This window comes from Ruegeria sp. C6, assembly GCF_056537625.1.
Genome location: NZ_JBQFRW010000003.1, coordinates 431136 through 454862, shown reverse-complemented (window position 1 = coordinate 454862; position 23727 = coordinate 431136). Strand labels below are relative to the sequence as shown.

23 protein-coding genes and 1 tRNA gene are annotated in these 23727 nt (G+C 55.3%); 15 read left to right on the top strand and 9 right to left on the bottom strand.

From position 1 onward, the window contains the following. Nucleotides 1-193: 193 nt before the first annotated feature. Nucleotides 194-1066, bottom strand: coding sequence for a bile acid:sodium symporter family protein (locus ACR0MJ_RS13780; protein WP_170684112.1), 873 nt, complete (start codon nt 1064-1066; stop codon nt 194-196). 194 nt (nt 1067-1260) lie between these two features. Here ACR0MJ_RS13780 and ACR0MJ_RS13775 point away from each other — a divergent pair, with 194 nt between their 5' ends. The 4 genes from ACR0MJ_RS13775 to ACR0MJ_RS13760 all read left to right on the top strand — a co-directional run bounded on the left by ACR0MJ_RS13775 (nt 1261) and on the right by ACR0MJ_RS13760 (nt 4540). Next, a complete protein-coding gene (locus ACR0MJ_RS13775; RefSeq protein WP_170684114.1) occupies nt 1261-2271 on the top strand; it encodes an AraC family transcriptional regulator in 1011 nt (336 codons plus the stop codon). A gap of 161 nt (nt 2272-2432) precedes the next feature. Beyond that, nucleotides 2433-3299 carry a cysteine hydrolase family protein gene (locus ACR0MJ_RS13770; RefSeq protein ID WP_170684117.1) on the top strand — a complete coding sequence of 289 codons (867 nt, stop codon included), beginning with the start codon at nt 2433-2435 and terminating at the stop codon, nt 3297-3299. Between the two features lie 48 nt (nt 3300-3347). Beyond that, nucleotides 3348-3833 (top strand): YHS domain-containing (seleno)protein, encoded by a 486-nt coding sequence (locus ACR0MJ_RS13765; protein WP_170684119.1) that lies wholly within the window; start codon nt 3348-3350, stop codon nt 3831-3833. A 137-nt stretch (nt 3834-3970) separates the two neighbouring features. Then, nucleotides 3971-4540 carry a carboxymuconolactone decarboxylase family protein gene (locus ACR0MJ_RS13760; RefSeq protein WP_170473744.1) on the top strand — a complete coding sequence of 190 codons (570 nt, stop codon included), beginning with the start codon at nt 3971-3973 and terminating at the stop codon, nt 4538-4540. 30 nt (nt 4541-4570) lie between these two features. On the opposite strand, the gene ACR0MJ_RS13755 is transcribed toward ACR0MJ_RS13760, so the two are convergent. Then, nucleotides 4571-5488 carry a LysR substrate-binding domain-containing protein gene (locus ACR0MJ_RS13755; protein WP_170684121.1) on the bottom strand — a complete coding sequence of 306 codons (918 nt, stop codon included), beginning with the start codon at nt 5486-5488 and terminating at the stop codon, nt 4571-4573. Between the two features lie 118 nt (nt 5489-5606). Between ACR0MJ_RS13755 and ACR0MJ_RS13750 the strand changes: the two genes are divergently transcribed. From ACR0MJ_RS13750 to ACR0MJ_RS13740, 3 genes are read left to right on the top strand one after another with little or no spacing between them, the layout of a single operon-like run. Beyond that, a complete protein-coding gene (locus ACR0MJ_RS13750) occupies nt 5607-6233 on the top strand; it encodes a pyridoxamine 5'-phosphate oxidase family protein (RefSeq protein WP_170684123.1) in 627 nt (208 codons plus the stop codon). A gap of 60 nt (nt 6234-6293) precedes the next feature. Then, on the top strand, nt 6294-7274 hold the full coding sequence (locus ACR0MJ_RS13745; RefSeq protein WP_170684125.1) for an alpha/beta hydrolase: 981 nt from the start codon (nt 6294-6296) through the stop codon (nt 7272-7274). 1 nt (nt 7275) lies between these two features. Continuing rightward, the gene (locus ACR0MJ_RS13740; protein ID WP_480761340.1) at nt 7276-8241 is read left to right on the top strand and encodes a PhzF family phenazine biosynthesis protein; all 966 of its coding nucleotides are present in this window, start codon (nt 7276-7278) and stop codon (nt 8239-8241) included. Between the two features lie 372 nt (nt 8242-8613). Here ACR0MJ_RS13740 and ACR0MJ_RS13735 read toward each other — a convergent pair whose 3' ends face one another. Both ACR0MJ_RS13735 and ACR0MJ_RS13730 read right to left on the bottom strand, forming a co-directional pair. Further along, entirely contained in the window at nt 8614-9558 is a 945-nt protein-coding gene (locus tag ACR0MJ_RS13735; protein WP_170403767.1) for an alpha/beta hydrolase, read from the bottom strand. 324 nt (nt 9559-9882) lie between these two features. Continuing rightward, nucleotides 9883-11925, bottom strand: a complete 2043-nt coding sequence (locus tag ACR0MJ_RS13730; RefSeq protein ID WP_480761338.1) for an amidohydrolase — start codon at nt 11923-11925, stop codon at nt 9883-9885. A 452-nt stretch (nt 11926-12377) separates the two neighbouring features. Here ACR0MJ_RS13730 and ACR0MJ_RS13725 point away from each other — a divergent pair, with 452 nt between their 5' ends. Both ACR0MJ_RS13725 and ACR0MJ_RS13720 read left to right on the top strand, forming a co-directional pair. Beyond that, entirely contained in the window at nt 12378-13652 is a 1275-nt protein-coding gene (locus tag ACR0MJ_RS13725) for an adenylate/guanylate cyclase domain-containing protein (RefSeq protein WP_170402013.1), read from the top strand. Between the two features lie 510 nt (nt 13653-14162). Continuing rightward, nucleotides 14163-14543, top strand: a complete 381-nt coding sequence (locus ACR0MJ_RS13720) for a hypothetical protein (RefSeq protein WP_170402011.1) — start codon at nt 14163-14165, stop codon at nt 14541-14543. Nucleotides 14544-15479: 936 nt separating this feature from the next. Here the strand turns inward: ACR0MJ_RS13720 and ACR0MJ_RS13715 are convergent. Both ACR0MJ_RS13715 and ACR0MJ_RS13710 read right to left on the bottom strand, forming a co-directional pair. After that, nucleotides 15480-15555: transfer RNA gene (locus ACR0MJ_RS13715), tRNA-Ala, on the bottom strand. 137 nt (nt 15556-15692) lie between these two features. After that, a complete protein-coding gene (locus ACR0MJ_RS13710; protein WP_170402007.1) occupies nt 15693-16016 on the bottom strand; it encodes a TIGR02300 family protein in 324 nt (107 codons plus the stop codon). A 100-nt stretch (nt 16017-16116) separates the two neighbouring features. On the opposite strand from ACR0MJ_RS13710, the gene ACR0MJ_RS13705 reads away from it, so the two are divergent. The 3 genes from ACR0MJ_RS13705 to ACR0MJ_RS13695 all read left to right on the top strand — a co-directional run bounded on the left by ACR0MJ_RS13705 (nt 16117) and on the right by ACR0MJ_RS13695 (nt 18729). Beyond that, nucleotides 16117-16809 (top strand): M48 family metallopeptidase, encoded by a 693-nt coding sequence (locus ACR0MJ_RS13705; protein ID WP_480615325.1) that lies wholly within the window; start codon nt 16117-16119, stop codon nt 16807-16809. A gap of 30 nt (nt 16810-16839) precedes the next feature. Further along, nucleotides 16840-17487 (top strand): GntR family transcriptional regulator, encoded by a 648-nt coding sequence (locus ACR0MJ_RS13700; protein WP_170395556.1) that lies wholly within the window; start codon nt 16840-16842, stop codon nt 17485-17487. Between the two features lie 111 nt (nt 17488-17598). Beyond that, nucleotides 17599-18729: a lytic murein transglycosylase gene (locus ACR0MJ_RS13695; protein ID WP_480761337.1), complete on the top strand. Its 1131-nt coding sequence runs from the start codon at nt 17599-17601 to the stop codon at nt 18727-18729. A 4-nt stretch (nt 18730-18733) separates the two neighbouring features. Here ACR0MJ_RS13695 and ACR0MJ_RS13690 read toward each other — a convergent pair whose 3' ends face one another. Continuing rightward, nucleotides 18734-19696, bottom strand: a complete 963-nt coding sequence (locus ACR0MJ_RS13690) for an acetyl-CoA carboxylase carboxyltransferase subunit alpha (protein WP_170395560.1) — start codon at nt 19694-19696, stop codon at nt 18734-18736. 121 nt (nt 19697-19817) lie between these two features. Here ACR0MJ_RS13690 and ACR0MJ_RS13685 point away from each other — a divergent pair, with 121 nt between their 5' ends. Continuing rightward, nucleotides 19818-20651: an AraC family transcriptional regulator gene (locus tag ACR0MJ_RS13685; protein WP_480761335.1), complete on the top strand. Its 834-nt coding sequence runs from the start codon at nt 19818-19820 to the stop codon at nt 20649-20651. Nucleotide 20652: 1 nt separating this feature from the next. Here ACR0MJ_RS13685 and ACR0MJ_RS13680 read toward each other — a convergent pair whose 3' ends face one another. Further along, nucleotides 20653-21249 (bottom strand): LysE family translocator, encoded by a 597-nt coding sequence (locus ACR0MJ_RS13680; protein ID WP_170566138.1) that lies wholly within the window; start codon nt 21247-21249, stop codon nt 20653-20655. Between the two features lie 72 nt (nt 21250-21321). On the opposite strand from ACR0MJ_RS13680, the gene ACR0MJ_RS13675 reads away from it, so the two are divergent. Together ACR0MJ_RS13675 and ACR0MJ_RS13670 are read left to right on the top strand one after the other, a co-directional pair. Then, nucleotides 21322-21774, top strand: a complete 453-nt coding sequence (locus ACR0MJ_RS13675; protein WP_480761334.1) for an Lrp/AsnC family transcriptional regulator — start codon at nt 21322-21324, stop codon at nt 21772-21774. A gap of 118 nt (nt 21775-21892) precedes the next feature. Next, nucleotides 21893-22471, top strand: a complete 579-nt coding sequence (locus tag ACR0MJ_RS13670) for a PA14 domain-containing protein (RefSeq protein ID WP_170395568.1) — start codon at nt 21893-21895, stop codon at nt 22469-22471. 38 nt (nt 22472-22509) lie between these two features. Here the strand turns inward: ACR0MJ_RS13670 and ACR0MJ_RS13665 are convergent, their stop codons facing one another. Continuing rightward, nucleotides 22510-23472, bottom strand: coding sequence for an L-malyl-CoA/beta-methylmalyl-CoA lyase (locus ACR0MJ_RS13665; protein ID WP_480761332.1), 963 nt, complete (start codon nt 23470-23472; stop codon nt 22510-22512). Nucleotides 23473-23727: the final 255 nt, after the last annotated feature.

The following is a 23727-nucleotide window of genomic DNA, read 5'->3' as shown; positions in this document are numbered from 1 at the left end:
CTTGAAGCGCGGATGCTAACGAAACAGGTGGGTCAATTTTAATCGCTCATAACCCACCCAAGTGGGTCAATTTCGCATGCCGATTCACAGGCTTGGGAGCTCCTTGATCGCTCTTTGACTAGATGGGGCTCTGGCATGGAAACAAAGGGGCTTGGCTCAGCGCATAACCAGAGCTAGCAAATAGGCGTCAGGATCATGAAATTGGGCTTCTTCGCGCAAGGAAAGCGAAGACAGGCAACATTGTTACGATCCAGACCACGCTATAAATTGCGGATGGGATGGCATATTCGCTTAACCCATTGGTGTTAGGCAACAGCAAGGTGGCAATTGCGATCCCCAAAGCTCCGTTTTGAACGCCGGTCTCAATTGAAATCGTCTTCGCCTCGATGTCTGTGCATCCGAGCATCCCTGAACTCATGATGCCAATAAACGTGAGTGACGCACCTACAACCAAAAGTGCGGGTCCAAGCCTAAGGAAATTATCCGCGACCACCACCCAGTTTGAAATGATCGCACCTCCGATGACCAGCGCAAAAAGTAGCATAGAGACCTTGCTAAAGACTGGTTCGACAGCGGCTACAATCCGCGGCGCCAATGACCGCGCGGTCACCCCGACTAGGATTGGAGAAGCTGTTAAAAAAAACATTGCTAAAGCCGTCGAAGAGATGTCGATAGCGGGCGCAGTTGCCCCCATGAACATCTGCATCGAAAACCCCAGGATAAGCGGTACGGTAACGACACAAGTCAGACTGAAGACTGCTGTAAGAGTAACGGACAAAGCAACATCCCAATTCGAAAGCTTGGTTACGATGTTACTGATCGCCCCGCCCGGACAGGCCGCTAAAATCATAATGCCAACGGCTGTCTCGGCGGAAATCCCAAAGATAAAGATCACCATCAAAGCGATGCAAGGCAGCAAAATGATCTGGTTGAGAGCCCCGACGCAAAAGGCACGTGGACGTCTCCCGATGCGTTGAAAGTCAGCCGCTGTGAGTCCGAGGCCAAGGCAGAACATGATGACAACAACTGCGAGCGGCAGCAGCACAGATATAAAAATTTCGCCCATCTACCATGACCTCTATGGCTGGATGCTTCCGCACGCTTTCGGACGATACCGTTCAGAAAACCTGATGACGAGTGTTATCAGTTTGGCGCATTTATCCTCAAGCGCCCGAAGATCGAGGCTGTCTCTATTTATTATACCTATCACAGGGTTGGACGATCTGGCGTGAAAGAGCTTTCCAGTGCTAATCTCACCGTATGGCAAGTGTAACTTACGCATTCGCCCGCGCGATGGCCAACGCCGCCGGGATGACGCTAAACGACGATGGCGCTCTGATTTCGAATGGCGCTGTCGTGCTGCGTCTACCAGAAGCTCAAGACGGCCAATTGGCGGATGATGCGTATTTCGATCTGATCGATTGGATTCGTGCGCAACAAGCGGACGAGGCCGCGTTGGTTGAGGCCTATGCAAACGCGATTGCGACCGATGATCTCGGCGTCCTTGGCCTAGCCGTAAAGACAGCTCCGACCTTGCGGCAATCTTTGCAACGGATCGAGCGTTATTTTCGTCTCGTCACGGACACCGCAGTTTACAGACTTGATGAAACCGGCGACCCGGTTCTTTGGATTTTTGAAGGACAAACACCACATCGCGCCGCCTTGGAGCTGCGCAACGAATGCGCGCTTGCGGCCTTTGCGAGGAACATGCATCGGTTTGTGGGTGATGGGTTGTCGCTCGCATATGTCACGTTTCAGCATGCATGCAGACAAGAGCCAGAACATTACGCCGAATATTTCGGGTGCCCGGTTCGATTTGGGAGCGCCCACAACGCCATTGCTATGCGCCCTGCTATGCTGGAAAGCGAAAATCGTCTTGGCGATCCGGGCTTGTCAGATTTCATGACGAAGCACCTGGATGAGGAGTTCAACTCTCGCGATGACGACACCTCACTGAGCCAATCAATTGTCCATCGGCTTACACCGGCCCTGAGTAGCGGCGCGCCGCAAGCAGCGCATGTCGCACAAGAGATGGGAATGAGCGAGCGCACTCTTTACCGCAGGTTGGCCGAAGAAGGGCTGACCTATCGCGACGTTCTTGGTCAGGCACAAGTTGCACTCGCTCGTGACCTGCTCCGTGACGGTAAGGCTTCCATAGCCGAGATCGCCTTTATGACCGGGTTTTCGGAACAGAGCACGTTCAGCCGCGCCTTCAAGCGCTGGGTTGGCCAGGCTCCGGCACGATTCAGGCAGCAGGCGACCTCCGACTAGGCACACACCTCAAGACCACATGGCAGGTTCGGCCAAAACCTTGGCAGGGCGGGCCGATACCTCAATCGATGTGGCGCCTAACTTCTTCTTTGTCAGATCCACCTGGGGCGCTCCCGAGTAAAGCAAACCCATTTGCCCCTCTCAGACAAAGGAAATTTGCAATGAGCAATCATGACCACAAACATGGAGCAAGCTGCGCTTGCGACGTCACGCCCGAACGCGTTGATATGGCGCGCCGGCGACTCTTGCAACAAGCCGCCGGTGCGGCCGCGGCAGGTACAACAATAGTGGCTGGCGGGCAGGCCCTTGCCGCGACCGACGAAGCACGCGCCTACTATGCTGACCCGGAAAATCCAGGCCTTCCCCAAATCGACATGACCATTGAGCCGGGGCGTACTGCGCTTGTGGTGACCGACCCCCAGATTGATTTTTTGTCAGAGGACGGTGTGACGTGGGGTGTCGTTGGCGAAAGCGTGACCGAACAGGGCACGGTCGACAATATCGAACGGCTTTTCATTGCCGCCAAGGCTGCGGGGATGCCAGTCTTCATCTCGCCCCACTATTACTACCCGCATGACCACAAGTGGGAGTTCGAGGGCACTCTGGAAGCCACGATGCACAGCATCGGCATGTTTGACCGCCTGGGACCGCTCAATTTGGACAGTTTCGAGGGCTCAGGTGCCGACTGGATGCCGCAATACAAGAAGTACATCGAGGATGGCGAAACCATCATTTGCTCGCCACACAAGGTTTACAGCCCTGCTCAGAATGACCTGAACCTGCAATTGCGTAAACGCAAGATCGACAAAGTGATCCTCGCGGGGATGTCGGCGAACCTGTGTACGCAGGCGCATCTCTACGAGCTGCTGGAGCTGGGCTACGAAGTCGCTGTCGTTCGCGATGCCACAGCCGGGGCCAAGGTGCCTGAAGGTGACGGGTATCTCGCCGCCATAATCAACTTCCGAATGGTCGCCAACGGCGTCTGGTGGACCGACGACGCGGTTGAGCGCATTGGCCAATCGGCCTGACCCAAATCGATCTTCAAATTTGATCCTGACATCCTGAAAGGACATATCATGACACGCATCTTTACATTTACCGCACTTACAACAGCGTTGACTCTCGCCCTGGCGGCGGCGGCATTGGCTGACGATGAATACAACGTTTCGAACAGTCTTACCTTGACCGGGCAGCCCCTCGGCATGCATGGCGTCGATCCTGTATCGATGTTTGAAGCCGAGAATCCTGAGATGGGCAACGCCACTTTTACATCGGCCCTTGATGGAGTGGACTACTATTTTGCGTCGCAGGCAGCGCAAGCCACATTCGAGGCGGATCCGACGGCACATCTGCCTCAATTCGGCGGGTTCTGCGCCTTTGGCGTCTATGTAGGCAAGAAGCTTGATGGCGATGTTCGGTATGCCGATATCGTGGACAACAAGCTCTATCTCTTTGTGAATGAGGACATCTTCAAGAAGTACCTTGAGGACAAAGAGACCGTGATCCAAGGCGCCCATGCCAAGTGGGCAGACATCCACCACACGCCTGTCGGCAGCCTTTGATCGAGGAATTTGGTGGCTTTTGCCGGTCGGAGCCACCGCTGCCTCTCCCCTCCCCAAAAGGCCGGCATTTCTCCAAGACGCCCTGTCCGCAATGACAATTTGCGTGCGTCGAAAACTCTTCCCAAAGGAAACCAGACATGACTGATTTTGAGACCTATACAATCGCCTCAGCCCCTGATGCCGCGAAACCAATTCTGGAAGCATCGCTGAAAGGATATGGTTTTGTGCCCAACCTTTATGCGGCCATGGCCGAAGCGCCCGCAATTTTGGAAGGCTATACGACACTTTCCAACATCTTTGGAAAGACCAGCCTGTCAGAGACTGAGCGTCAGATCATCCTTATGACTAACAACCGGTTGAACGGGTGCAAGTACTGCATGGCCGCCCATACCACTCTTTCACAGATGGCCGGTGTCCCCGAAGACGTGATCGCAGCGTTACGCGATGGCAGCCCTATCGCCGACCCCAAATTGGAAGCACTGCGCAAATTCGTCATCGTGATCAACGAAAGCCGAGGCTGGCCCAGCGACGCACAGGTCGAGGCGTTTCTGACGGCTGGCTATACCCGCCAGACCATGCTGGAAGTCATCCTTGGCACAGCGTTGAAAATCCTGTCGAACTATACGAACCATGTGGCAGAAACGGCTTTGGATGATGCGTTTGTCCCAAATGCATGGACCGCCTCATCCGCGGCGGCGGCTGAATAGCGCGATTGTGCCTAATTGTTGGTCTTGCGCTTAGGCCTGAGTTTGGTTCTGGCCAATAAGGGGATCCGATTTGAGACGTTCGACCGCAAAATCAACAAAAGCGCGTACCTTCGCAGACACGGTTCGACCCTCTTGATGCACAAGATGGATGGGAACCTCGGGTGGCTCATATGACTTCATGACAGTCTTGAGCCGCCCATCTGCAATGTAGGGTGCCACCTGATACGACAAAAGCCGTCCGATCCCATGACCTTGCAACGCCAACTCAATCACAGCGTCATTAGTATTCATGCTGATGCGTGGGTTCACTCGTTTGGCTATACTCTTTCTACTGCTTTGAAAATGCCATTGGGCGGATGCATTCAGGGCAGTAGAATTAATGATCGCGTGGCAGGACAAATCATCCGGAGTTTCAGGTTTGCCATGCGATTCAAGGTAAGATGGCGACGCAAATAGTATTTGATTTACCGCACCGCACCTAACGGCCATCAAACTGGAATCAGCGAGGTTGCCAATTCTGATACCAACGTCGAGACCCTCATCAATCAGATTTACTACGCGGTCCACATAAAGCGTGCGTGCCGATAGCTTCGGATAAAGATCCAGAAATTCGCCCAGAAGCGGAGTGATGAACATACGACCAAACAAGACCGATGCGGTGACACTTAGTTCCCCGGTGGGTTCGGCATAGGAACCGAAAGCGGCGCGCTCGGCCTCTTCAAGATCAGCCAAAATACGTCTGGCATCCTCAAAAAACCTTTGTCCACTATCAGTCAGCATCACCGAGCGCGTGGTGCGCACAAAAAGACGGATCCCCAGGCTGTCCTCAAGCATGGAAACCATTCGGGTCACTGTTGGCGGTGACATGTTGAGGTGGCGGGCCGCCGCGGCAAAACCTTTCAACTCGGCCACCTTCACAAAGACGTTTAGCGCGTGAAATCGGTCCACAGCATTATTCCACTTTTTGGAATAATATATTGCCAAGTATCTGAATTCCGCAACATTGAAGCTCTGATTAACTTCACCTCAGTCCTAGGGCATCGCCCAGACCGAGATGGAGAATTCAATGGCACGACCCTTTGCAGAGATCAGCTTCACGCCTTCCGTGCGCGAAACGCAGGCCAAAAATGGTTCAGCGAACGGCTACGCGAAGTTTCTGGAAGGCACCCGTCACGAGGACCTGATCAGCCCGATTGAGGCCAGCTTCATCGCGCAAAGGGACGGCTTCTATCAGGCCTCGGTCTCAGAAACCGGCTGGCCTTATGTGCAATTCCGCGGCGGTCCAACGGGTTTTCTGAAAGTGTTGGATGAACGGACACTTGCCTATGCCGATTTCCGCGGCAACCGGCAGTATCTCAGCACTGGGAATCTGCTGGGCAATGACCGCATCTCTCTGATCCTGATGGACTACCCCAATCAGAAGCGTCTCAAGATCTGGGGTCGGGCGATGATCATTGGTGCCGAGGACGATCCGGCCTTGATGCAGCGCCTGAGAGCGCCGGACTATCGCGCTGACCCGGAGCGGGCGGTTGTGATCAAGCTTGAAGCGATGGACTGGAACTGCCCGCAGCACATCCCCCAACGCCTGACCTTTGAAGAGTTTGAAGATTATCTGGCCCCGTTTCGCACTGAGCTGGCAGCGCTGAAAGCACGAAACGCAAGGCTCGAAGCGTCGCTCGGACAGCAAAACTGACCCGTGTCAATCCTGGCGTGTTCAGACGCGCCCCCCGTAACCCAATGAAAGGAAATACCCATGTCGCGCAATTTGAAATCCATCCTGAGCGCCAGCATTCTCGCGCTTTCAATCGCTGCACCAATTGCACCAGCTCCTGCAATCGCAGCAGGGACCGGAATTGAGGCCACGCGGGCCGTCTATTTCCGCACCGAACAAATCGACGAAGTCAGTATCGCTTATCGTGAGGCCGGAGATCCGAGCAGGCCCACCGTCCTGCTGCTTCATGGCTTTCCGACTTCCTCGCATATGTTCCGTAACCTTATCCCGGAACTTGCCAAGAACTACCACGTGATCGCGCCCGATTTCCCCGGATTTGGCGCGTCGGACATGCCGATGGCCGAAAACTTCGAGTATTCTTTCGCAAATATCTCTGGAATGATGACGGCGCTGCTCGACCGGAAAGGTATCGATCAATACGCGGTCTATCTGATGGATTACGGTGCCCCGGTTGGTTTCCGTATGTTTGCGGAACAACCCGAACGGGTCACTGGCTTTATCATTCAAAACGGGAATGCTTATGAAGAAGGGCTGCGCGAGTTCTGGGATCCCATCAAAGCCTATTGGGCCGAGCCATCGCAAGAGAATGGCGACCAGCTTCGTGGATTCCTCACTCTAGATGCCACCAAATGGCAGTTCACCCACGGAGTTCAAAAACCCGAGTTGATCAGCCCGGATAACTATTGGCACGTCCAATACCTGCTTGACCGCGATGGCAATCAAGAGGTGCAACTTGAACTCTTTCTGGATTACGGCACCAACGTTGCCGAGTACCCAAAATGGCAAGCGCTGTTTCGCGAACATCAACCCCCGACGCTGCTGATGTGGGGCAAAAATGATCACATCTTTCCGGTCGAAGGCGCCTATCCCTATCAACGCGATCTGAATGATCTCGAGTTTCATCTGCTCGATACGGGACACTTTGCACTCGAAGAGTATGGGCCCGAGATTGCAGCGCAGATGACCGCCTTTCTGAACGGCATCACCACCGCTAGCAACTGACGTGGAACTGGCCGCACCGCGCTCAAAGGTGCGACCTCACGCATGGAGTAAGTCAATGAATACGCAAACAAATACTGCCGTAGAGGTAACAGTGGAAATCGTACACGGCTTTGTCGACGGTGGCGCCGGAGGAAATCCCGCAGGCGTCGTCCTGGACGCTGATGAATTGAGCGAACAGGATATGCAAGCCGTTGCGGCAAGGGTTGGATTGTCCGAAACGGCCTTTGTCTCTCGGTCTGAGACTGAAGGCTTCAAACTTGATTTCTTCACACCAAACCGGCGCATTGCTCATTGCGGTCACGCAACAATCGCCGCCTTCTCGCGCCTTGATGCGCTAGGCCGGATTCCCAATCCCAACACCTCGAAGGAGACGGTTGATGGGCCGAGGCGCATACTCATGAAAGAAAGTGCCGCCTATATGGAACAACTGGCCCCAAAATACGCGATACCAGAGGAATGGGCGGAAAAGGGTGTAAGCATCGACGATGTACTGAACTCCCTTGGGATCAGCAGACATCAACTTGATCAGGAGATCCCACCGGTTTTGGTCAATACCGGCAACAGTTTCATTGTTATCGGCCTCGCTTATGCCGAAGGTCTTGCCAAGGTGAAACCAGATTTCGCCAAAATCACACAAATCAGCGAACAACTGGATCTGATCGGCTATTACGTCTTTACAACAGACCCATCAGCGACCAACCGAGACGCGACAACCCGCATGTTTGCGCCCAGATATGCGATTGAAGAAGAAGCCGCGACGGGGATGGCTGCGGGGCCTTTAGCGTGTGTATTGCACGACTTTGTCGGATCATCTCAACGATCATTTCAAATCGAACAAGGGGTGTTTATGAACCCGGCGAGTCCGAGCCTGATAAAAATCGATCTGGAAATCGATAATGGAACAATCTCTGGCCTCATGGCAGGTGGTTTCGGCAAAGTCATGTGCTCGCGTCGAATTGTTTTCTAGCGTGGCGCTCGCGGCGAATGGCGGGCTGCAACGCAGCAACGACGCCCATCGGGCGACGTCCGAATTGGGCCGTCCGCTGAATTTTGCAAAGTCCGCTGTCTGCGCATTGTAGTCATTGGGACATCACGCAGCACTCGATACTTTGGGCTCTCTCCCGCCGTTCTCTGCGGCTCGCACCGACTGGCGGTCAGAGCCCACTGCTGCCGTTCATCACGCTTTGATCCTTTGCTCGCGCAGCGGGTTGCGAACCGCGCCAAGCGGACATTCAGATCCAGATCTGTTAAAGGCGGCATCGCGGACTAAGCGGGCATTGCGCAAGGCGACTAGTGCCACGCATCAGTCAATTGTCGCTTGCAGCTAGTGATCTGAACGTTATGACCCTTTTCCGATAACGCGTTCGAGGAACTCGGCAATCCGACCTTCCACAGACATACTCACTGCATCGCTACCCAAACTGGCTGCGCCAGCGGGATAGAAATGGCCGAAGCCCGGCACCCATGCGAACTCGTGATCCACGCCAACTTTTTGGTAGTGATCGATGAGCATTGGAACGGAAGACAACGCGCCTGCCAAATCATACTGCCCCATAAACATTAGTATCGGTGGTCTGTTTGAAGAGGCCGTGACAGCCTTGTTCACGTCAAACCCGGCATCGGTTCCAGACAGGAGAAAAACGCCGGAGACGGAAACTCCCATACCATGCGCGACGTTCCAAGATGTTACTGCACCCGCGGAAAAGCCACCAAGCGCGATACGGTTCGGATCGATCTCGTATGTGTCCGCGAACTCGCGGATATGAAGCACCGCTTTGCGCAAGTCTTCGGCAGCCGAGATCACGCCATCAACCATTGTCTTCTCTTGTTCGGGGATGCTGAAATCAAGCGGCGGCAGGTCCATAGTCCCCCGAATATGGTTGGCTTGGGGCAACAGAGGCAACAGACTGTCGGGCGCGATCCAATCTGCTTGATACCCTTCCCCTGACGGCACAGGCCCTTCGGGTGTCAGCCGATAGTCGATTGCAAAGCACGTATAGCCCCTCGCGGCAAACCGACGGCAATAGTTGCCCATCGAGGTATCCTGAGCGCCACCCGATTGAAACGTAAGCCGCGGACTGCCGCGATGGAATGCGCCGCCAAAGGTGAGGACTACAGCGGGTCGCGGCGTGGTTGTGGCTTCGGTCGGATGATAGATGTCCATCCACAAGTCGCGCGAAACCTCCTCACCCTCTTTCGTCACGAACCCCTGTCCATAAACCACGCCTGCTTCAAGCGAATAGGTCACCGGAACGGCCTGCTGAGCTTCAAGAGGGGCAGCCATTAGTGTATTTGAAAGAACCAACGCTGTTACAGCACCAAAGTTTGTTTTTCTAGGCTTGTGCAATTTGGTGCCTCGCGGAAGTGTTGACGTGCTTATCGAATACGATCGTGCGATTGATTTGTAACCGATTTAGAGCGTAACCCTTTGGCTGTAGAAAGCTCAACACTCACGCGATGTGTGAAGTAATCGTCTGCCGCAAGCTGGCGAAGAGTAAGATTAGCAACTCTACTTTGAACTTGAAGCAGTTGTGCCGATCATTCCGTTCGACCGACCGCATTTCAGACAATGCCGACGACCGAAACCTATCCTTGGCTTGGCTCCAATCTAAACTCTGGAGGCCCATTCGGACACGACGGCCCACCCCAAAGCATTGGTCCCGCAACAGCTAACAGCAGAGATTTTTCCCGCTGCAGATGTCGTGCACGACTGAGATACGGGTGAAGCGCAACACGAGCATCCGGCAAGCATGCCTTTCTGGGCGATGCCCGATAAATCGGCAAGCGCATACAGCGGCTTTGTTGGTGGATTTATTGTATCCCGGTTTGGCGATAATGACGCGCGGTCGAGATCGAAGTCGTCTGACACTGGAAAAATGTCACCCTCAAGTACGGTCCCCCAGATACCGATGTCTTTAATCTTGTCGGCTTCCACCTCGAATGGGTCCTCTTCAAGGATGGTGAAGTTCGCCAACTTGCCGGGAGCGATAGAGCCAACCTCATCCTCCAATCGCAAGGATTGGGCCGCATCGATAGTCACAGCCCGCAAAGCGTCTTCGACCGACAGGCGGTGTTCTGGGCCTGCGACACGGCCTGAGAAGGTCGTTCGGTTTACGCCAGCCCATACTAGGAACAGCGGTTCACCGGGAGCCATTGGTACGTCGGAATGGAATGAGATCGGAATGCCGTTGGCCTTAATTGGCCCAAGGGGAACGATGTCATCCGCACGTTCCGGGCCCAGTCCAAGCTCGCTATATCGATCTGACAGCGCAGTTACGTAGTATGGATTGCCGCTGACGATGCAGCCCAGCTCAGCGATCCGCTTTGCTTGATCTTCTCTCGCATAACCGAAGTGAACCAATGTTGTACGGTGACCTGCCCGCGGCTTCCGGCGCATGTTTCGCTCAACAGCGTCCAAGATCAAGTCCACGGCAAGGTCGCCGGTCTGATGAACATGTATTTGGTAACCTGCATCCCAATATGCATCGAATACGGGATTGAACTCGTCCGGCTGCATGATCCACTCGCCGTGGAAATCGCCGCCCACATAAGGCTTCGATACCTGCATGGCCAAACTGTAAACAGCGCCATCGGCGAAGAGTTTCACCTGCTTCGGCATGAACGCCGTCTTACCTTCACCCCAGTCCAGCAGTTTTTCGGTCTCCTCAATCATCGAACCATTTTGAAAGTGCAAGGCAGCCAGGGATTTCCCGTCAGGTATGAAATAGGTCCTGAGTTGGGTATCGGATCCTGAAAAGACCGCGTTGGTTGCTTCTTGAAGAGGCCGGGACAGCACGCCACCCGGTTCCGCAGCAACTGTGACGCCTGCACGGTGCATATACTCGCGCGCCAGCCTCAAACCCGCGCCCAGGCGCTCTGGTGTAGCAAGCACCGGAGCGACTGCGGGAAGAACGGCGAACATGCCTGCCTCGAAGAAATACCCGTCCTCGAAACTCGATTGCTCAAGAGCGAGCCCCTCAAAGCCATTAACAAAATCCTCGGTGATACCCAGAAATTTCAATGCTGGAGTGTTAAGGACAAACTCGTGCGCAGATCGGTGGATTATGATGATTGGACGCGTGCTACTGATCTCGTCGAGTTGCGCACGCCTGATCTCGCCATGAAAGAAGTGATGGTACCCCCACGTCAGCAGCAAAGCGTCGGGATCATCCATAGCCGCTTCGGCCGCTTGCAAACGAGACTTATAATCTGCTTCATCGACGGCGGCCTTCGAAAGGCCAGTCGGAATGTTCCAATCCTCGATCGATATTATCTCGGAGGTCAGGGTCAATCCCGCGAGGAAAGGATGCACATGCTGGTCGATCAAACCCGTGATAATAACTTTTTCGGAGAACTGATCGTCCAGCCGAAACGGCTGCGAACCGATCCGGTCAACGAGTTTGTCGCGCGGGCCAGCGGCCAGAATACGGTCTCCGACCACGGCAACCGCGTTAATAGCCGGGTCGTTGTCTTCCATGGTGATGACACGCCGCGCTGTGTAGACAGTGATCTCAGGCAGTGTTTGGAGCTGGCCTCCAAGATCCTGCAATGTCGAGGCCGCATAAGAGGATGTGGCATTGGCAATCGCGATCATCGATGCGCAACCAAGACCGGTTATTGCTGTACGACGGGAGACATTCAGTTTGGTCATAGTTTTTCCATACTCAGCAAGGCGAATTATCCCGAGCCTAGCATCGAGGTGATCTAAGGCAGAAAGGAAAATCTCTGCCGGCTTTAAATTGCGCGCCAAGTTTCCCAATCAAAATGATGCTCTGAAATGGCAGCCACACTAGACCGCTTTGGGCTCAGAGCGGTCGTTCGCTGCGTTCCGTCTCAATGACCGCTCTGCGGACAAAGCGGCCGTTAGTTGCACCGATGCACAGGACCTTGGCAAGAGCACTTTAGAGCTGAAAGTCACGTTTCTCTATCGACTGTTGCGCCCGGTACTATTTCGTAGCTCGAAAAACTGACGGGCTTTGGCCAATATCTCAAGCGAACGCGCGTGAGAATTTGCAAACCCATCGCTAGAGAATTGAGCGTTCGAAGACAAACCGAATGACACGAGCCCTCAGCTGTAACAAGATGATGGTGGAGGTGTAAGTTATGGCGGATGTTTTCGACCGCATTGCAGATTGGCTGCAAAAGCTGGCCTTTTTTGATGCTGATCTTGGCGGACTAGTCGAGCAGTTAAGTCACAGGCTGATCGATGGTGGCGTGCCGGTCACGCGTGTTTCCTTGGGCCGCCTGATGATGCACCCTGTAATTGGATTGCTCGATGCAACGTGGGATGCGTCGAACCATCGTATTGAATGGACCGTTCTTCCACGCAGCTCAGTAACGGCTGATCTCTTCGACAAAGCACCCTTCGGAGAGAATTCGAAATTGGCCAATGAGATTGCGAAACAGCACTTTAATAAGGAAGTCTGGGACTTGGCGGACGGTCTTGCGAACGGCACAATCAAGTTTCCTTTCATGCGAGCAAATCTGACTGACCAAGCGACCCGTGACAAATTTCCGCTATTCCGAAAACTCGCTGAAGCAGGTGTCACCGACTATGTCGTATGCAGTGCACCATTCGGCAATCGCACTGTTGTCTTTGACGGAGAGATGGAGTGGGCTTTGGGCGCGTCTGTGTCTTTTGCTACAAAGCGTCGTACTGGCTTCACAGACCGTGAGGTAGATGGTCTGTCGCGGCTATCTTTACCTTTGCTTGGTGCAGCGCGTGTATTGTCGGAACAGTTCTTGGCAGCTGAGTTGATGGAGGTCTATCTAGGCAAGTTGTCCGGTCGATCCGTACTGAACGGTCAAATAGCCCGGGGAGATGTCAGCATAATTGACTGTGCTCTCTTGTTCAGCGATATGCGCGGCTCTACTGCTTTGAGCCAGCGCCTGTCATCGGAAAAATATGTCGCGACGGTTAACCAATTCTTCGATTGTGTCGGTGGGGCGGTACACGATCACGGCGGAGAGGTACTTAAATTCGTTGGCGATGGGTTGCTTGCGATCTTTCCTTTTGATGGTCAACGAAGACTACCCGAGGACATGTGCGAAGCTGCCCTGTCCGCAGCGCGTGAAGCGTTCCAAAGGAATGAAGAACTTGATCCATCAGACCGTGCTGAATTTGGGGTTGGTTTGCACACTGGGGCGGCTGTCTACGGGAATGTTGGCACTGAAAAGCGTTTGGATTTTACGGTAACTGGCCCATCAGTCGCGATAGCCAGCAGGTTAGAGGGCCTGACGCGAAAACTGGAGGCGCGGCTTTTAGCAACGGGCGATTTTGTGAACTTGGTATCTGAAGAGCCGAAAAAAATGGGGCGGCATTCTTTGCGGGGTTTTGAGGAAGACTTAGATGTCTTTTCTTACGAAATTTTCTCATAACGCTCAATTGCATTAGGCGATTGGCAATCATTCGTTTAGGCGCGGGTACTGAAATGAAACCGGTCAGCTTTGGGCTCAGAACAGTCATTTGCTGCACTTGGCGTGAGCGGCTGATTTTGAGCGCGAAGCAGACGTTGTTCTTTCTAAATGACGTAGCCGCTTTTGTTTTGTCCGCGCTACGCCGCCCGCTCCTTGAAGCTGACAGACTTAGCGATTACATACCAATCGTGGGCGGACAGCCCGCAATTCCCCCAAACATGATGACGCTCCTCTACCGAGCTTTGCCCGTAAGTCGCGGAAGACCGCCGGTGTATGGACCGCCCGAGACATGCTTGCGACCGGTGCCAATGGTCTGGGTCTAGCGCCGATCCACTGATGAGCCTAAGGCAGGGCGAAACCAACAGCATCCAGAGCGTCACGAAAATCGTGATCACCAACCCCGCCTTGGGGTGGTCGCCGGTGGCAACAGCCAACGGGATGCGCATCAACATAATGAATAGGAGACATCACATGGAGCAAGATATCCAACTTGAAGCTGCCGCAGCAAGGCACATCGTCCTGATCGCTATGGCCTACTGTGAAGCCCAAACAGCAACGAGCGGCGAGGAAAGCCCGATTGTGCATGACCGGCAGTGGCAGGCCTGCTGTGGTGTCGCTGCGCGCTTCCTGAGCGATCCTGAAGCTATGACACCGCAACTCTGCCACCATGAATGGCGGCTCAGCCAAATGCGGCACAGTCATCCGCAGATCTGGCCTGCTGCCGCATCTCGCACTTGGGATGAACTCGACCCGATGGACCAGTATGTCGAGCGGGCTGGTTTGGCAGCAATGCGTCAGGCGCTGGACGAAACACGGAGGTCCTCGCGGGGTCGCACCGCAGCGCTGCAATGAACGTCGGGCGTTAAAAAGCAGCATTATGCTTGATGTGAACAACAGAAAATATACAGACGGACGAGACACAAAACATCCCAACCTCCCAACCAAACGCCCGACAGGGAAGTTGGGAGGTTTTATTGCATGTCCACCCAAAACGAAATGGCCGGCCTAGTTCGTTTGGCCTCGTTACAAGCTGTCCCACTTTAAATCAGGCCGTCTTGAGGATAGCAATTTCGAACCGAGCGCCTTTGCTATTGGGTCCTGGAACTAGACGGGGCCCTACATGACGCAAGCGTCGAGCGAAGCTGTTGCGCGCAGGAATTCGGCTGTCCGATACACCTTCTGCGGCACACCACTGACGGAAATTCGAATACAGATCAGCAACAGTGACGACGTTGTTTGCCTTGATGGATAGTCTCTCTGCCGCCCACGCACGAACCCGGTCCGCATCCCTCATCCGCGCTTCCTTGGCTATGCGCGATGTCATGGGATCCGCCATGCGCCGCGTGGTCAAAAGTTCCGCAGCCGCAACCACGACAAGATGTAGTAGAAGATACGCTCTCTCTCTAGTTCGGTGTAGGGGCCAAGTTCATTTCTACGCGCCTTTGCTTTCTTTAGTACTTCCGTGAAGTGCTCATGCACCTTTGTGCGCAGTTCGCCGTGGTTCATGCCCGATATTTCTATGTGCTTTGTTATTGTGTCGCCGCACACTGCAAGACGCCGTGCCAGAGTGCCAGCCTCTTTAGGGCATCTCGTACGCAAAGACACCCGAATGGTCCTACGTGTGGTGCTTGGTCTGGTATGGGGTTTTGGTCTTGTGTCGGGCAATGGCCAACGAAAGTAGTAGATGTCATGTCTGGACATTGAGAGATACGCATGCAGCTTCATTTTGTGTCACACCTGTGTGTCACACCGCTCTAATGCTTGCTATCCAGTTGTATTGTTAGGTTTTGGTGGAGCCTAGGGGAGTCGAACCCCTGACCTCTTGCATGCCATGCAAGCGCTCTCCCAACTGAGCTAAGGCCCCATAAAGGTACCGTCGTAACGGTGGACGGACGTTTATGAGACGCCGTCGATGAGTGCAAGTCCTAAAATCGGAATCCGCAAAAAATTCAGACCGACCTCGCAGGCCGGGTCGAGGCGGCGGGGCCGCCTCGGGATCCATCAGTTTTCGTCTTCTGACGACATGTCCTTTATATCGTCTAGTGAAACGTTGTCGCCGTCGTCATCGTCGTCCAGCAGATCGTCATCCAATTCGACATCGACATTATCGTCATCATCCAAAACGATGTCTTCGTCCGACGACGCTTCGCGCGCCTTGACCGATGCGGCATCTTCAGCATCCGCGGCGATCATCCGGCTTTTTCCGGTATCCAGCTCCACGACCTCGCCCGTATAGGGGCTGACGATCGGGTCCTTGTTCAGGTCGTAAAACCGTTTGCCGGTTGTCGGGCAGACACGCTTTACGCCCCATTCTTCCTTGGGCATATCAAATCCCCTTGATATCAGGTGAATCTCATCAATGATTCAGGTCACCTGCCACATGCGGCAGGCACTGTCAAAGCCTTTGCGCAAAGGAGGCCCACCCATGGGGCGACACGCATTGCCCGGAACACCTCCGGTGCCGCTGACACTGCGCAGATCGGCGCGCGCACGGCGGATCAGTTTGCGAATTTCCCAATTGGATGGACGGGTTACGCTGACCTACCCGACAGGGGTGGCTGAAGCCGAAGCGCTGAATTTCGCACAGCAGAAAGAGGGCTGGATCCGCGGGCACCTGCAGGATCGACCCAGCATTGAAGCAGTTGGCGTAGGGCAGTTCATTCCGATCGAGGGTACGGCGCGGCGAATCGTTCCTGCATCGGGGCGGAGGGTCTTGCTGAGTGGCGATGCGATCGGGGTTCCGCCCGGTGCCGAAGCACGGCGACTAGCGCGGTTTCTAAAAGAGCTTGCCCGCGATCGTCTGACCGGTGCGTGCGATGATTACGCGGCGATGCTGGGGCGGTCGTACAGTAGCCTTACTTTGCGCGATACGCGTTCGCGCTGGGGGTCGTGCAGTTCTGCGGGCGGGTTGATGTTCTCGTGGCGGTTGATCCTCGCCCCGACAGAGGTTCTCCATTATGTGGCCGCGCATGAAGTGGCGCATCTTGCCGAAATGAACCACTCACCTGCGTTCTGGGCGCAGGTCGAGCGTATTTTTGGCCCTTACAAAGAACCACGCCGCTGGCTGCGAGACAACGGGGCTGAACTGCACAGATATCGCTTCGACTCCGTCGCTTGACCTCAGCGCGATTTGTGATCACATAAACTCATGTTAACCTCACGCCCCGCCGAGTCTCATACGGCAACCCATGATCGCGTTTATCGCGCCCTCAGATCCCGCATCATGCATGGAGAGATTGCCCCGGGGCAGGCGTTGACGCTGCGCGGGATTGGCAAGGAATTCGGTGTGTCGATGACTCCCGCGCGCGAGGCGGTGCGACGTCTGGCGGCAGAAGGTGCTTTGTTCCTGTCCACCTCCGGTCGGGTATCAACGCCGGAACTCACGCGCGATCGGATCGAAGAGCTGGCGGCGCTGCGCGCGCTGCTTGAGGTTGAACTGGCCAGCCGGGCCCTGCCGCGCGCGCATATGGCGCTGATTGACCGGTTGCAAAGCATCAACATGGCAGTAGCCGAGATGGTCACGAAACGCGATGCAGTGGGATATATCCGTGCAAATCTGGAATTTCACCGCACGCTGTATCTACGCGCGCAGGCCCCCGCGATGCTTGCCATGGCCGAAACCGTCTGGCTGCAACTGGGTCCAACGATGCGTGCGCTATATGGTCGGTTGCGGAGGACCGAGCCACCGCACTACCATCGCCTGATCATCGCTGCGCTCAAGGCCGGGGATGAGCCCGGTTTGCGACTTGCTGTACGTTCGGATGTGACACAGGGGTTGCGGCTGCTTGTGACCTGAGCGGCTTGTTGCCTATCTCTCTGTTCAGGTGATTTCGAATGTCGCTTTGCTGGCCTGAGCGACAGGGCTGCGCTATCCTGAGCGCAAATCACAACAAGAGCAGATTTAATCATGATTAATCGACGAATGTTCTCCTTCGGGCTTGGGTCAACCCTGTTGGCGGCCTGTTCCACAGGCACCGCACCCAACACTGCTCCGGCTTCGCGGATGCGTGCTGTTCCGAACGCCGGATGGGATGCCTGGGTGGCCAGTTTCAAAAACCGGGCAGCGTCTCAGGGCATTTCGCAGACGACCCTTAACCGCGCGTTTCAAGGCGCAGGATATCTGCCCGAAGTGATCGAACGCGATCGCAATCAGGTCGAATTCAAACGCTCGCTTGAGGATTATCTGGCCATTGCCGCGTCGGACGAGCGGATCAGCACCGGCAAACAAATGCTTGTGCGGCATGCAGGAACCCTGTCGCAGATCGAAGCCCAATACGGTGTCGACAAAGAGGTCGTCGTGGCTGTTTGGGGCCTAGAAAGCCGCTATGGCGCACGGCGGGGCGATGTGCCGGTGATCTCGGCAACGTCGACTCTGGCCTATGACGGGCGGCGCGGAGCGTTTTTTGAGAAGCAACTGGTGGCGGCGCTGAAGATCATTCAAGAGGGCGATACGACCCCGGCTAACATGACCGGCAGCTGGGCCGGAGCGATGGGCCACACACAGTTCATTCCGACGTCCTACCTTGCTTATGCAGTCGATTTCACTGGCGACGGGCGGCGCGATATCTGGTCCGATGACCCAGCAGATTCACTTGCGTCAACGGCGGCTTATCTGGCACGCGCCGGTTGGGTGCGAGGGCAGCCTTGGGGCGGTGAAGTCGGCACGGTTTCGGGCACGCCGGCGGCAGTGCTGCAACCGCAGACGCCTGGCCCACGTATTGCTGTGTTCCGCAATTTTCAGGTGATCAAGCGCTACAACAATTCGGACAGCTACGCGATCGGCGTAGGTCATCTTTCTGATCGCATTACTGGCGGCGCGCCGTTCCAAGCGTCATTCGGGCCGGATGCGACCGGTTTGACACTGGAGGATCGTAAAGAACTGCAGCGCCGCCTGACATCCGCGGGCTATGACACACAAGGCGCAGATGGTGTTGTCGGCAAGAATACTGAGGCGGCAATTAGCGCCTACCAGCGCGCCAACGGGTTGTCCGTGACTGGCCAGCCTTCAGTGGCTCTGTTGCAGCGGTTGGGTGGTTGACGGGTTAAGCCGCCAGCCCTTTCGAACCGATATCCAGGAACTTCTGACGGCGGTCCTTGATCAGGGCTGCCGCGTCTTTCCCATCAAGCTCTTCCAGCATCGAGGCAATTGCAGACCGCACGGCTTCGACCGCCGCCGGGCGGTTGCGATGTGCACCGCCCTTGGGCTCGGTGATGATGTGGTCACAAACGCCCAGCTTGTGCAGATCCTGAGCGGTAAGGCGCAACGCTTCGGCGGCCTCGCGCATTTTTTCGGCATCTTTCCAAAGAATCGACGCGCAGCCTTCGGGCGAAATCACCGAGTAGACCGAATGCTCCAGCATCGCTACGCGGTTCGCAGTCGCAAAGGCGACCGCGCCACCCGAACCACCTTCGCCGATGATTACGGACACCAAAGGAACGCCAATCTTCAGGCACATCTCGGTTGAGCGCGCGATGGCCTCGGATTGGCCACGTTCTTCCGCCCCCTTGCCGGGATAGGCACCCGCAGTGTCGATCAGAGTGATCACCGGCAAGCCAAAGCGGCCCGCCATCTCCATCAGGCGCACAGCTTTACGATACCCTTCGGGCCGAGCCATGCCGAAATTGCGCTCAATCCGCGATTTGGTATCGCTGCCTTTTTCGTGGCCAATCACCATGACGGGTTGATCGTTGAACCGCGCCAGACCGCCAATTACCGCCAGATCGTCGGCAAAGTTCCGGTCACCGGCCAGTGGGGTGAATTCGGTAAACAGCGCATCCACGTAATCGTTGCAGTGTGGACGTTCAGGATGACGCGCCACCTGACATTTCCGCCATGGGGTCAGATCGGCATACAGCTCGTCCAGAAGCTTGGCGGCCTTGGCATCCAGCGCGGCGGCCTCTTCGGTCACATCCATTTCTTCATTGGCACGGGCCAGCGCGCGCAGCTCTTCAGCTTTGCCTTCGATCTCGGCCAGCGGTTTTTCGAAATCCAGATACTGGGTCATGACGCCTCTCAACGCGGAAGTTCCCTGCTATATGACTAATGCTTGTCCGGGATGCAACTCAGCAAGATTTGTGGTTGTGGAATATGCGATCACCGATGGGCAAAGTGAAGGAAGGATACTGATGGCTGCCAGCTATGAAGATCGCGTGCTGCGTGTGTTGACCTACATTCATGACAACCCCGCCAGAGACTTGTCTCTGGACGCCCTGGCCGAGGTTGCGGCCATGTCGCGGTTTCACTGGCATCGCGTGTTTCGCGCCATTACTGACGAGACCTGCGCGCAGGCCACCCGTCGGATACGCCTGCACCGTGCCGCCTGCTGGCTGGTGCAAACAGACAGACCGGTTACGCGGATCGCGACCGACATTGGCTATCCGAACCAAAAATCCTTTGCGCGGGCCTTTTCCGAGGCCTACGGCAGCAGCCCCACCGCGTTTCGACGTGCGGGGCAAATACTGCCGGCCCATCCAATGTTCAAAACCGGAGGACATCCGATGCATCCCGTAACAACCCGAACCGAACCGTCCCGCCGAGTCATAGCGCTGCCACATAAAGGGGCGTATGCCGAGATTGGCCGCAGCTTTGAGGCCTTTGGTGCCCTGTGCGAATCCCGCAAACTGTGGCCGCAAGTCGGCCCGATGATCGGGCTGTATCTCGACAGTCCGGACGATGTGCCCGAGGATGAATTGCGCAGTTTTGCAGGTGCTGAATTCTGCGGTGATGATACGCCCGAGGGGATGGAAGACCTTGAAATTCCGGGTGGCAAAACAGCGGTGCTGACCTTCAAGGGCCCTTATTCCGGCCTTCACGGCGCGTATCAGACATTATTTGGCAATTGGTTGCCCGAGTCTGGCGAAGAACCTGCGGACCATCCGTGTTATGAGATCTATCTCAACGATCCACGAGAAACGGCCCCCGAGAATCTGTTGACCGAAATTTACCTGCCGCTCAGGTAACCTAATTCGGCCACAGCACCGGATAGAGCGAGGCCACAAGCAGGGCCGCCATCGTCCAGTTGAAAACCAGCAATCGGTGCGGGTTCGTCAGGATTCGCGCCATTTGCTGTCCAAGAACCGTCCAGGTGCTGACCGAGGGCAGGTTAATGGCGCCGAACACCAGCGCGACCAGCAGAATGGCGTTCAGCGATTGTTCAGGCGCATAGGCGGCTGTCGCGGTTAACGCCATCGCCCAGGCTTTTGGGTTCACCCATTGGAAGGCTGCAGCTTGCAGGAACGTCATCGGGGTGCCCGCAGTATCGGCACCTTTAGCGGGCGCTGCATGGGCGATTTTCCATGCCAGATACAGCAGATACAGAACCGAAAGAACTTTCAACACGGTATGACTAATCGGATACCGGTCAAAGACCTGAACCAGCCCCGCCCCCACCAGAAGCACCATAAAGGTGAAGCCCAAACCGATACCCAGCATATGCGGGATCGTGCGGCGAAAGCCGAAATTCGCACCTGATGCCATCAGCATAAGGTTGTTGGGGCCTGGAGTGATTGACGAGACAAAAGCAAACGCGATCAGGGCCATCAGGATATCGTAGGTCATGGCTGCATTTTCTCGCTGAACCCGGCAAATGAAATTGCGTATTCGTGCGTTCTTAGGCTAATGTCGCAATAAATGGCGAAGATTGATCAGATCAACCAACAAATATTGCACGAACTTTCGCGCGATGGCCGCGTCAGCAATCTCGATCTCGCGGATCGCGTGGGCCTGTCCCCATCCGCTTGCTTGCGCCGGGTGCAGGAGCTTGAGCGGGCAGGGATCATTTCCGGCTACCGAGCAGTGCTGAACCCGGCGGCGCTGGGGGTGGGTTTCGTTGCCTATATCGGCGTTGGTCTGGGCGAGCACACAAAAGCGGCGCAGGAAGGTTTCGAAAGGGCCTTGCAACAAGCGCCCGAAGTGGTGGAATGTCACAACATCACCGGCACGATCGAATACCTGTTACGGGTCGAATGTGCCGATCTGCCTTCCTACAAAACCTTCCACACCGAGGTGCTGGGTACACTGCCGCATGTGACCTCGATCACCTCATATGTTGTGATGGGATCGCCTAAGGATATGCGTGCGTGACCATTAAAAAGTGATTTTTAACCATCTTGCGAGGTCAAAGTTCAGCGCCTAGTGTCATCTCAACAGGATCGTCGGCAGGGATTAACCCCGAAGCAGGCGCAAATTCAGGGAGTAGACCATGACATTTTTCCGCACCGGAGCGCTGGTGGCTGCCTTGGCAATGTTTGCCGGCGCTGCGACAGCAGCACCTTTGAAGTTACAGCCAGCTAGCCCTCAGCCCAGCCCAAAAGCCGGTTTGAACGTAAAATACAGTTGGGAAGGTAACCCGCCCCGCAAAATCCAGAACCTCTCGAAGGTCAATCATCTGCTGAAAAAGGCAAAGCCGGGTCAGCCCCTCAGAGGTTTGGACTACAGAGACACGAACGAAGGTGATCCTGTCCTGACCTACAATCAGGCGTTCAATGTTGCCGCGGAAATCAGCGGATATATCCGGTTTGATTCACCCGGAGTTTACGAGCTTGAGACCTGGTCGAACGATGGGATTGACGCCTGGGTCGGCGGTCAGCAGATCGGTTATGTCAACGGCCGTCAGGGCTGCGAAGCCAACCAACGCACCGAGGTCGAGGTGCCGCAGGCGGGTTGGTATCCAATCAAAATCAAGTATTTTCAGAAATACGGTACCTCGTGCCTGATGATGAAATCAGGAAAGAAGGGTGAACGTTTCACATGGACACCAAACAATGTATTTGGACGCTGATCAGATCGATTGGGCGCTCAGCTGAGCGCCCTTTTTTCTTAGTTACCCGCCGCGATTAATTCCGCCTGCGCCACAATAACCTCGGCTTGTTTGATCGAAGCAATATCGACCAAACGCCCTTTGTAGACCGTCGCGCCTTCGCCATTGGCTTTTGCCTGTTCCATGGCGGCCAGAATCTCGCGCGCTTCGGACACTGCTTCATCCGACGGTGTGAAGACCTGATTGGCCAATGCGATTTGCTTGGGGTGGATGGCCCATTTGCCGACCATCCCCAGCGTGGCAGACCGTTTGGCCTGTGCGATATAGCCCTCATCGTCTGAGAAATCGCCGAACGGACCATCCACCGGCAGCACGCCATGGGTGCGGCAGGCGGCGACAATTGCGGCCTGCGCCCAGTGCCACGGATCGGACCAGTGCTTCTCACCCTCGCGCAGCATATAGTAGTTTTCCTGCGTACCCCCGATGCCGGTTGTTTGCATGCCCATTGAGGCTGCAAAATCTGCGGCACCAAGGCTCATGGCCTGCAGGCGCGGGGATGAGGCTGCGATTTCTTCGACATGCGCCAGTCCGGCGGCAGATTCGATGATCACTTCGAATGAAATTGGCTTGGTTCGGCCCTTGGCGCGCTCGATCGCGGTGACCAGCGCGTCAACTGCATAGACATCCGCCGCGCAGCCTACCTTGGGGATCATGATCTGATCCAGACGGTCGCCTGCTTGTTCCAGCACATCAACCACGTCACGGTACCAATAGGGTGTATCCAGCCCATTGATCCGAACCGACATGTATTTATTGCCCCAATCAACTGTGTTCAGCGCCTCGATTACGTTAGCGCGAGCGGTATCCTTGTCGGAAGGAGCCACCGAATCTTCTAGATCCAGATTAATGACGTCTGCAGCTGATGCAGCCATCTTGGGAAATAGCTTGGTGTTCGAGCCCGGGCCAAACAGTTGGCAGCGATTGGGCCGGGCCGGAGCGGCAGGTTGGATGCGGAAGCTCATTTGGACCTCATGAGAGTAAGGAAATTGCGTTTAGGGTTGGTCATGGGATATTAAATTGCGCAATGCTGCGCAAGCGTGATTGTGCATATGCGGCAATGCGTATGCAGCATGATTGAAGATACTGGCAAAATGGGGTGCTTAAAGTTTGATCAGTTTAAAAACTTCGAACAATCTTGTGCAAGAAAGCCAAAATACGCAAAACCTTCCCGCTGTGGGCGGGCAGGCAAGAAGAATTTGAGAAACCCTCGTCAAAAC

Excerpts from the sequence above, each read along its gene's own strand:
- ACR0MJ_RS13765 (WP_170684119.1), top strand. The coding sequence starts at position 3,348 with ATGACACGCATCTTTACATTTACCGCACTTACAACAGCGTTGACTCTC.
- ACR0MJ_RS13700 (WP_170395556.1), top strand. The coding sequence starts at position 16,840 with ATGTTAACCTCACGCCCCGCCGAGTCTCATACGGCAACCCATGATCGC.
- ACR0MJ_RS13730 (WP_480761338.1), bottom strand. The coding sequence starts at position 11,925 with ATGACCAAACTGAATGTCTCCCGTCGTACAGCAATAACCGGTCTTGGT.
- ACR0MJ_RS13710 (WP_170402007.1), bottom strand. The coding sequence starts at position 16,016 with ATGCCCAAGGAAGAATGGGGCGTAAAGCGTGTCTGCCCGACAACCGGC.
- ACR0MJ_RS13665 (WP_480761332.1), bottom strand. The coding sequence starts at position 23,472 with ATGAGCTTCCGCATCCAACCTGCCGCTCCGGCCCGGCCCAATCGCTGC.
- ACR0MJ_RS13670 (WP_170395568.1), top strand. The coding sequence starts at position 21,893 with ATGACATTTTTCCGCACCGGAGCGCTGGTGGCTGCCTTGGCAATGTTT.
- ACR0MJ_RS13680 (WP_170566138.1), bottom strand. The coding sequence starts at position 21,249 with ATGACCTACGATATCCTGATGGCCCTGATCGCGTTTGCTTTTGTCTCG.
- ACR0MJ_RS13780 (WP_170684112.1), bottom strand. The coding sequence starts at position 1,066 with ATGGGCGAAATTTTTATATCTGTGCTGCTGCCGCTCGCAGTTGTTGTC.
- ACR0MJ_RS13750 (WP_170684123.1), top strand. The coding sequence starts at position 5,607 with ATGGCACGACCCTTTGCAGAGATCAGCTTCACGCCTTCCGTGCGCGAA.
- ACR0MJ_RS13675 (WP_480761334.1), top strand. The coding sequence starts at position 21,322 with ATGGCGAAGATTGATCAGATCAACCAACAAATATTGCACGAACTTTCG.
- ACR0MJ_RS13745 (WP_170684125.1), top strand. The coding sequence starts at position 6,294 with ATGTCGCGCAATTTGAAATCCATCCTGAGCGCCAGCATTCTCGCGCTT.
- ACR0MJ_RS13770 (WP_170684117.1), top strand. The coding sequence starts at position 2,433 with ATGAGCAATCATGACCACAAACATGGAGCAAGCTGCGCTTGCGACGTC.
- ACR0MJ_RS13725 (WP_170402013.1), top strand. The coding sequence starts at position 12,378 with ATGGCGGATGTTTTCGACCGCATTGCAGATTGGCTGCAAAAGCTGGCC.
- ACR0MJ_RS13685 (WP_480761335.1), top strand. The coding sequence starts at position 19,818 with ATGGCTGCCAGCTATGAAGATCGCGTGCTGCGTGTGTTGACCTACATT.
- ACR0MJ_RS13690 (WP_170395560.1), bottom strand. The coding sequence starts at position 19,696 with ATGACCCAGTATCTGGATTTCGAAAAACCGCTGGCCGAGATCGAAGGC.
- ACR0MJ_RS13775 (WP_170684114.1), top strand. The coding sequence starts at position 1,261 with ATGGCAAGTGTAACTTACGCATTCGCCCGCGCGATGGCCAACGCCGCC.
- ACR0MJ_RS13735 (WP_170403767.1), bottom strand. The coding sequence starts at position 9,558 with ATGGCTGCCCCTCTTGAAGCTCAGCAGGCCGTTCCGGTGACCTATTCG.
- ACR0MJ_RS13720 (WP_170402011.1), top strand. The coding sequence starts at position 14,163 with ATGGAGCAAGATATCCAACTTGAAGCTGCCGCAGCAAGGCACATCGTC.
- ACR0MJ_RS13695 (WP_480761337.1), top strand. The coding sequence starts at position 17,599 with ATGATTAATCGACGAATGTTCTCCTTCGGGCTTGGGTCAACCCTGTTG.
- ACR0MJ_RS13705 (WP_480615325.1), top strand. The coding sequence starts at position 16,117 with ATGGGGCGACACGCATTGCCCGGAACACCTCCGGTGCCGCTGACACTG.
- ACR0MJ_RS13760 (WP_170473744.1), top strand. The coding sequence starts at position 3,971 with ATGACTGATTTTGAGACCTATACAATCGCCTCAGCCCCTGATGCCGCG.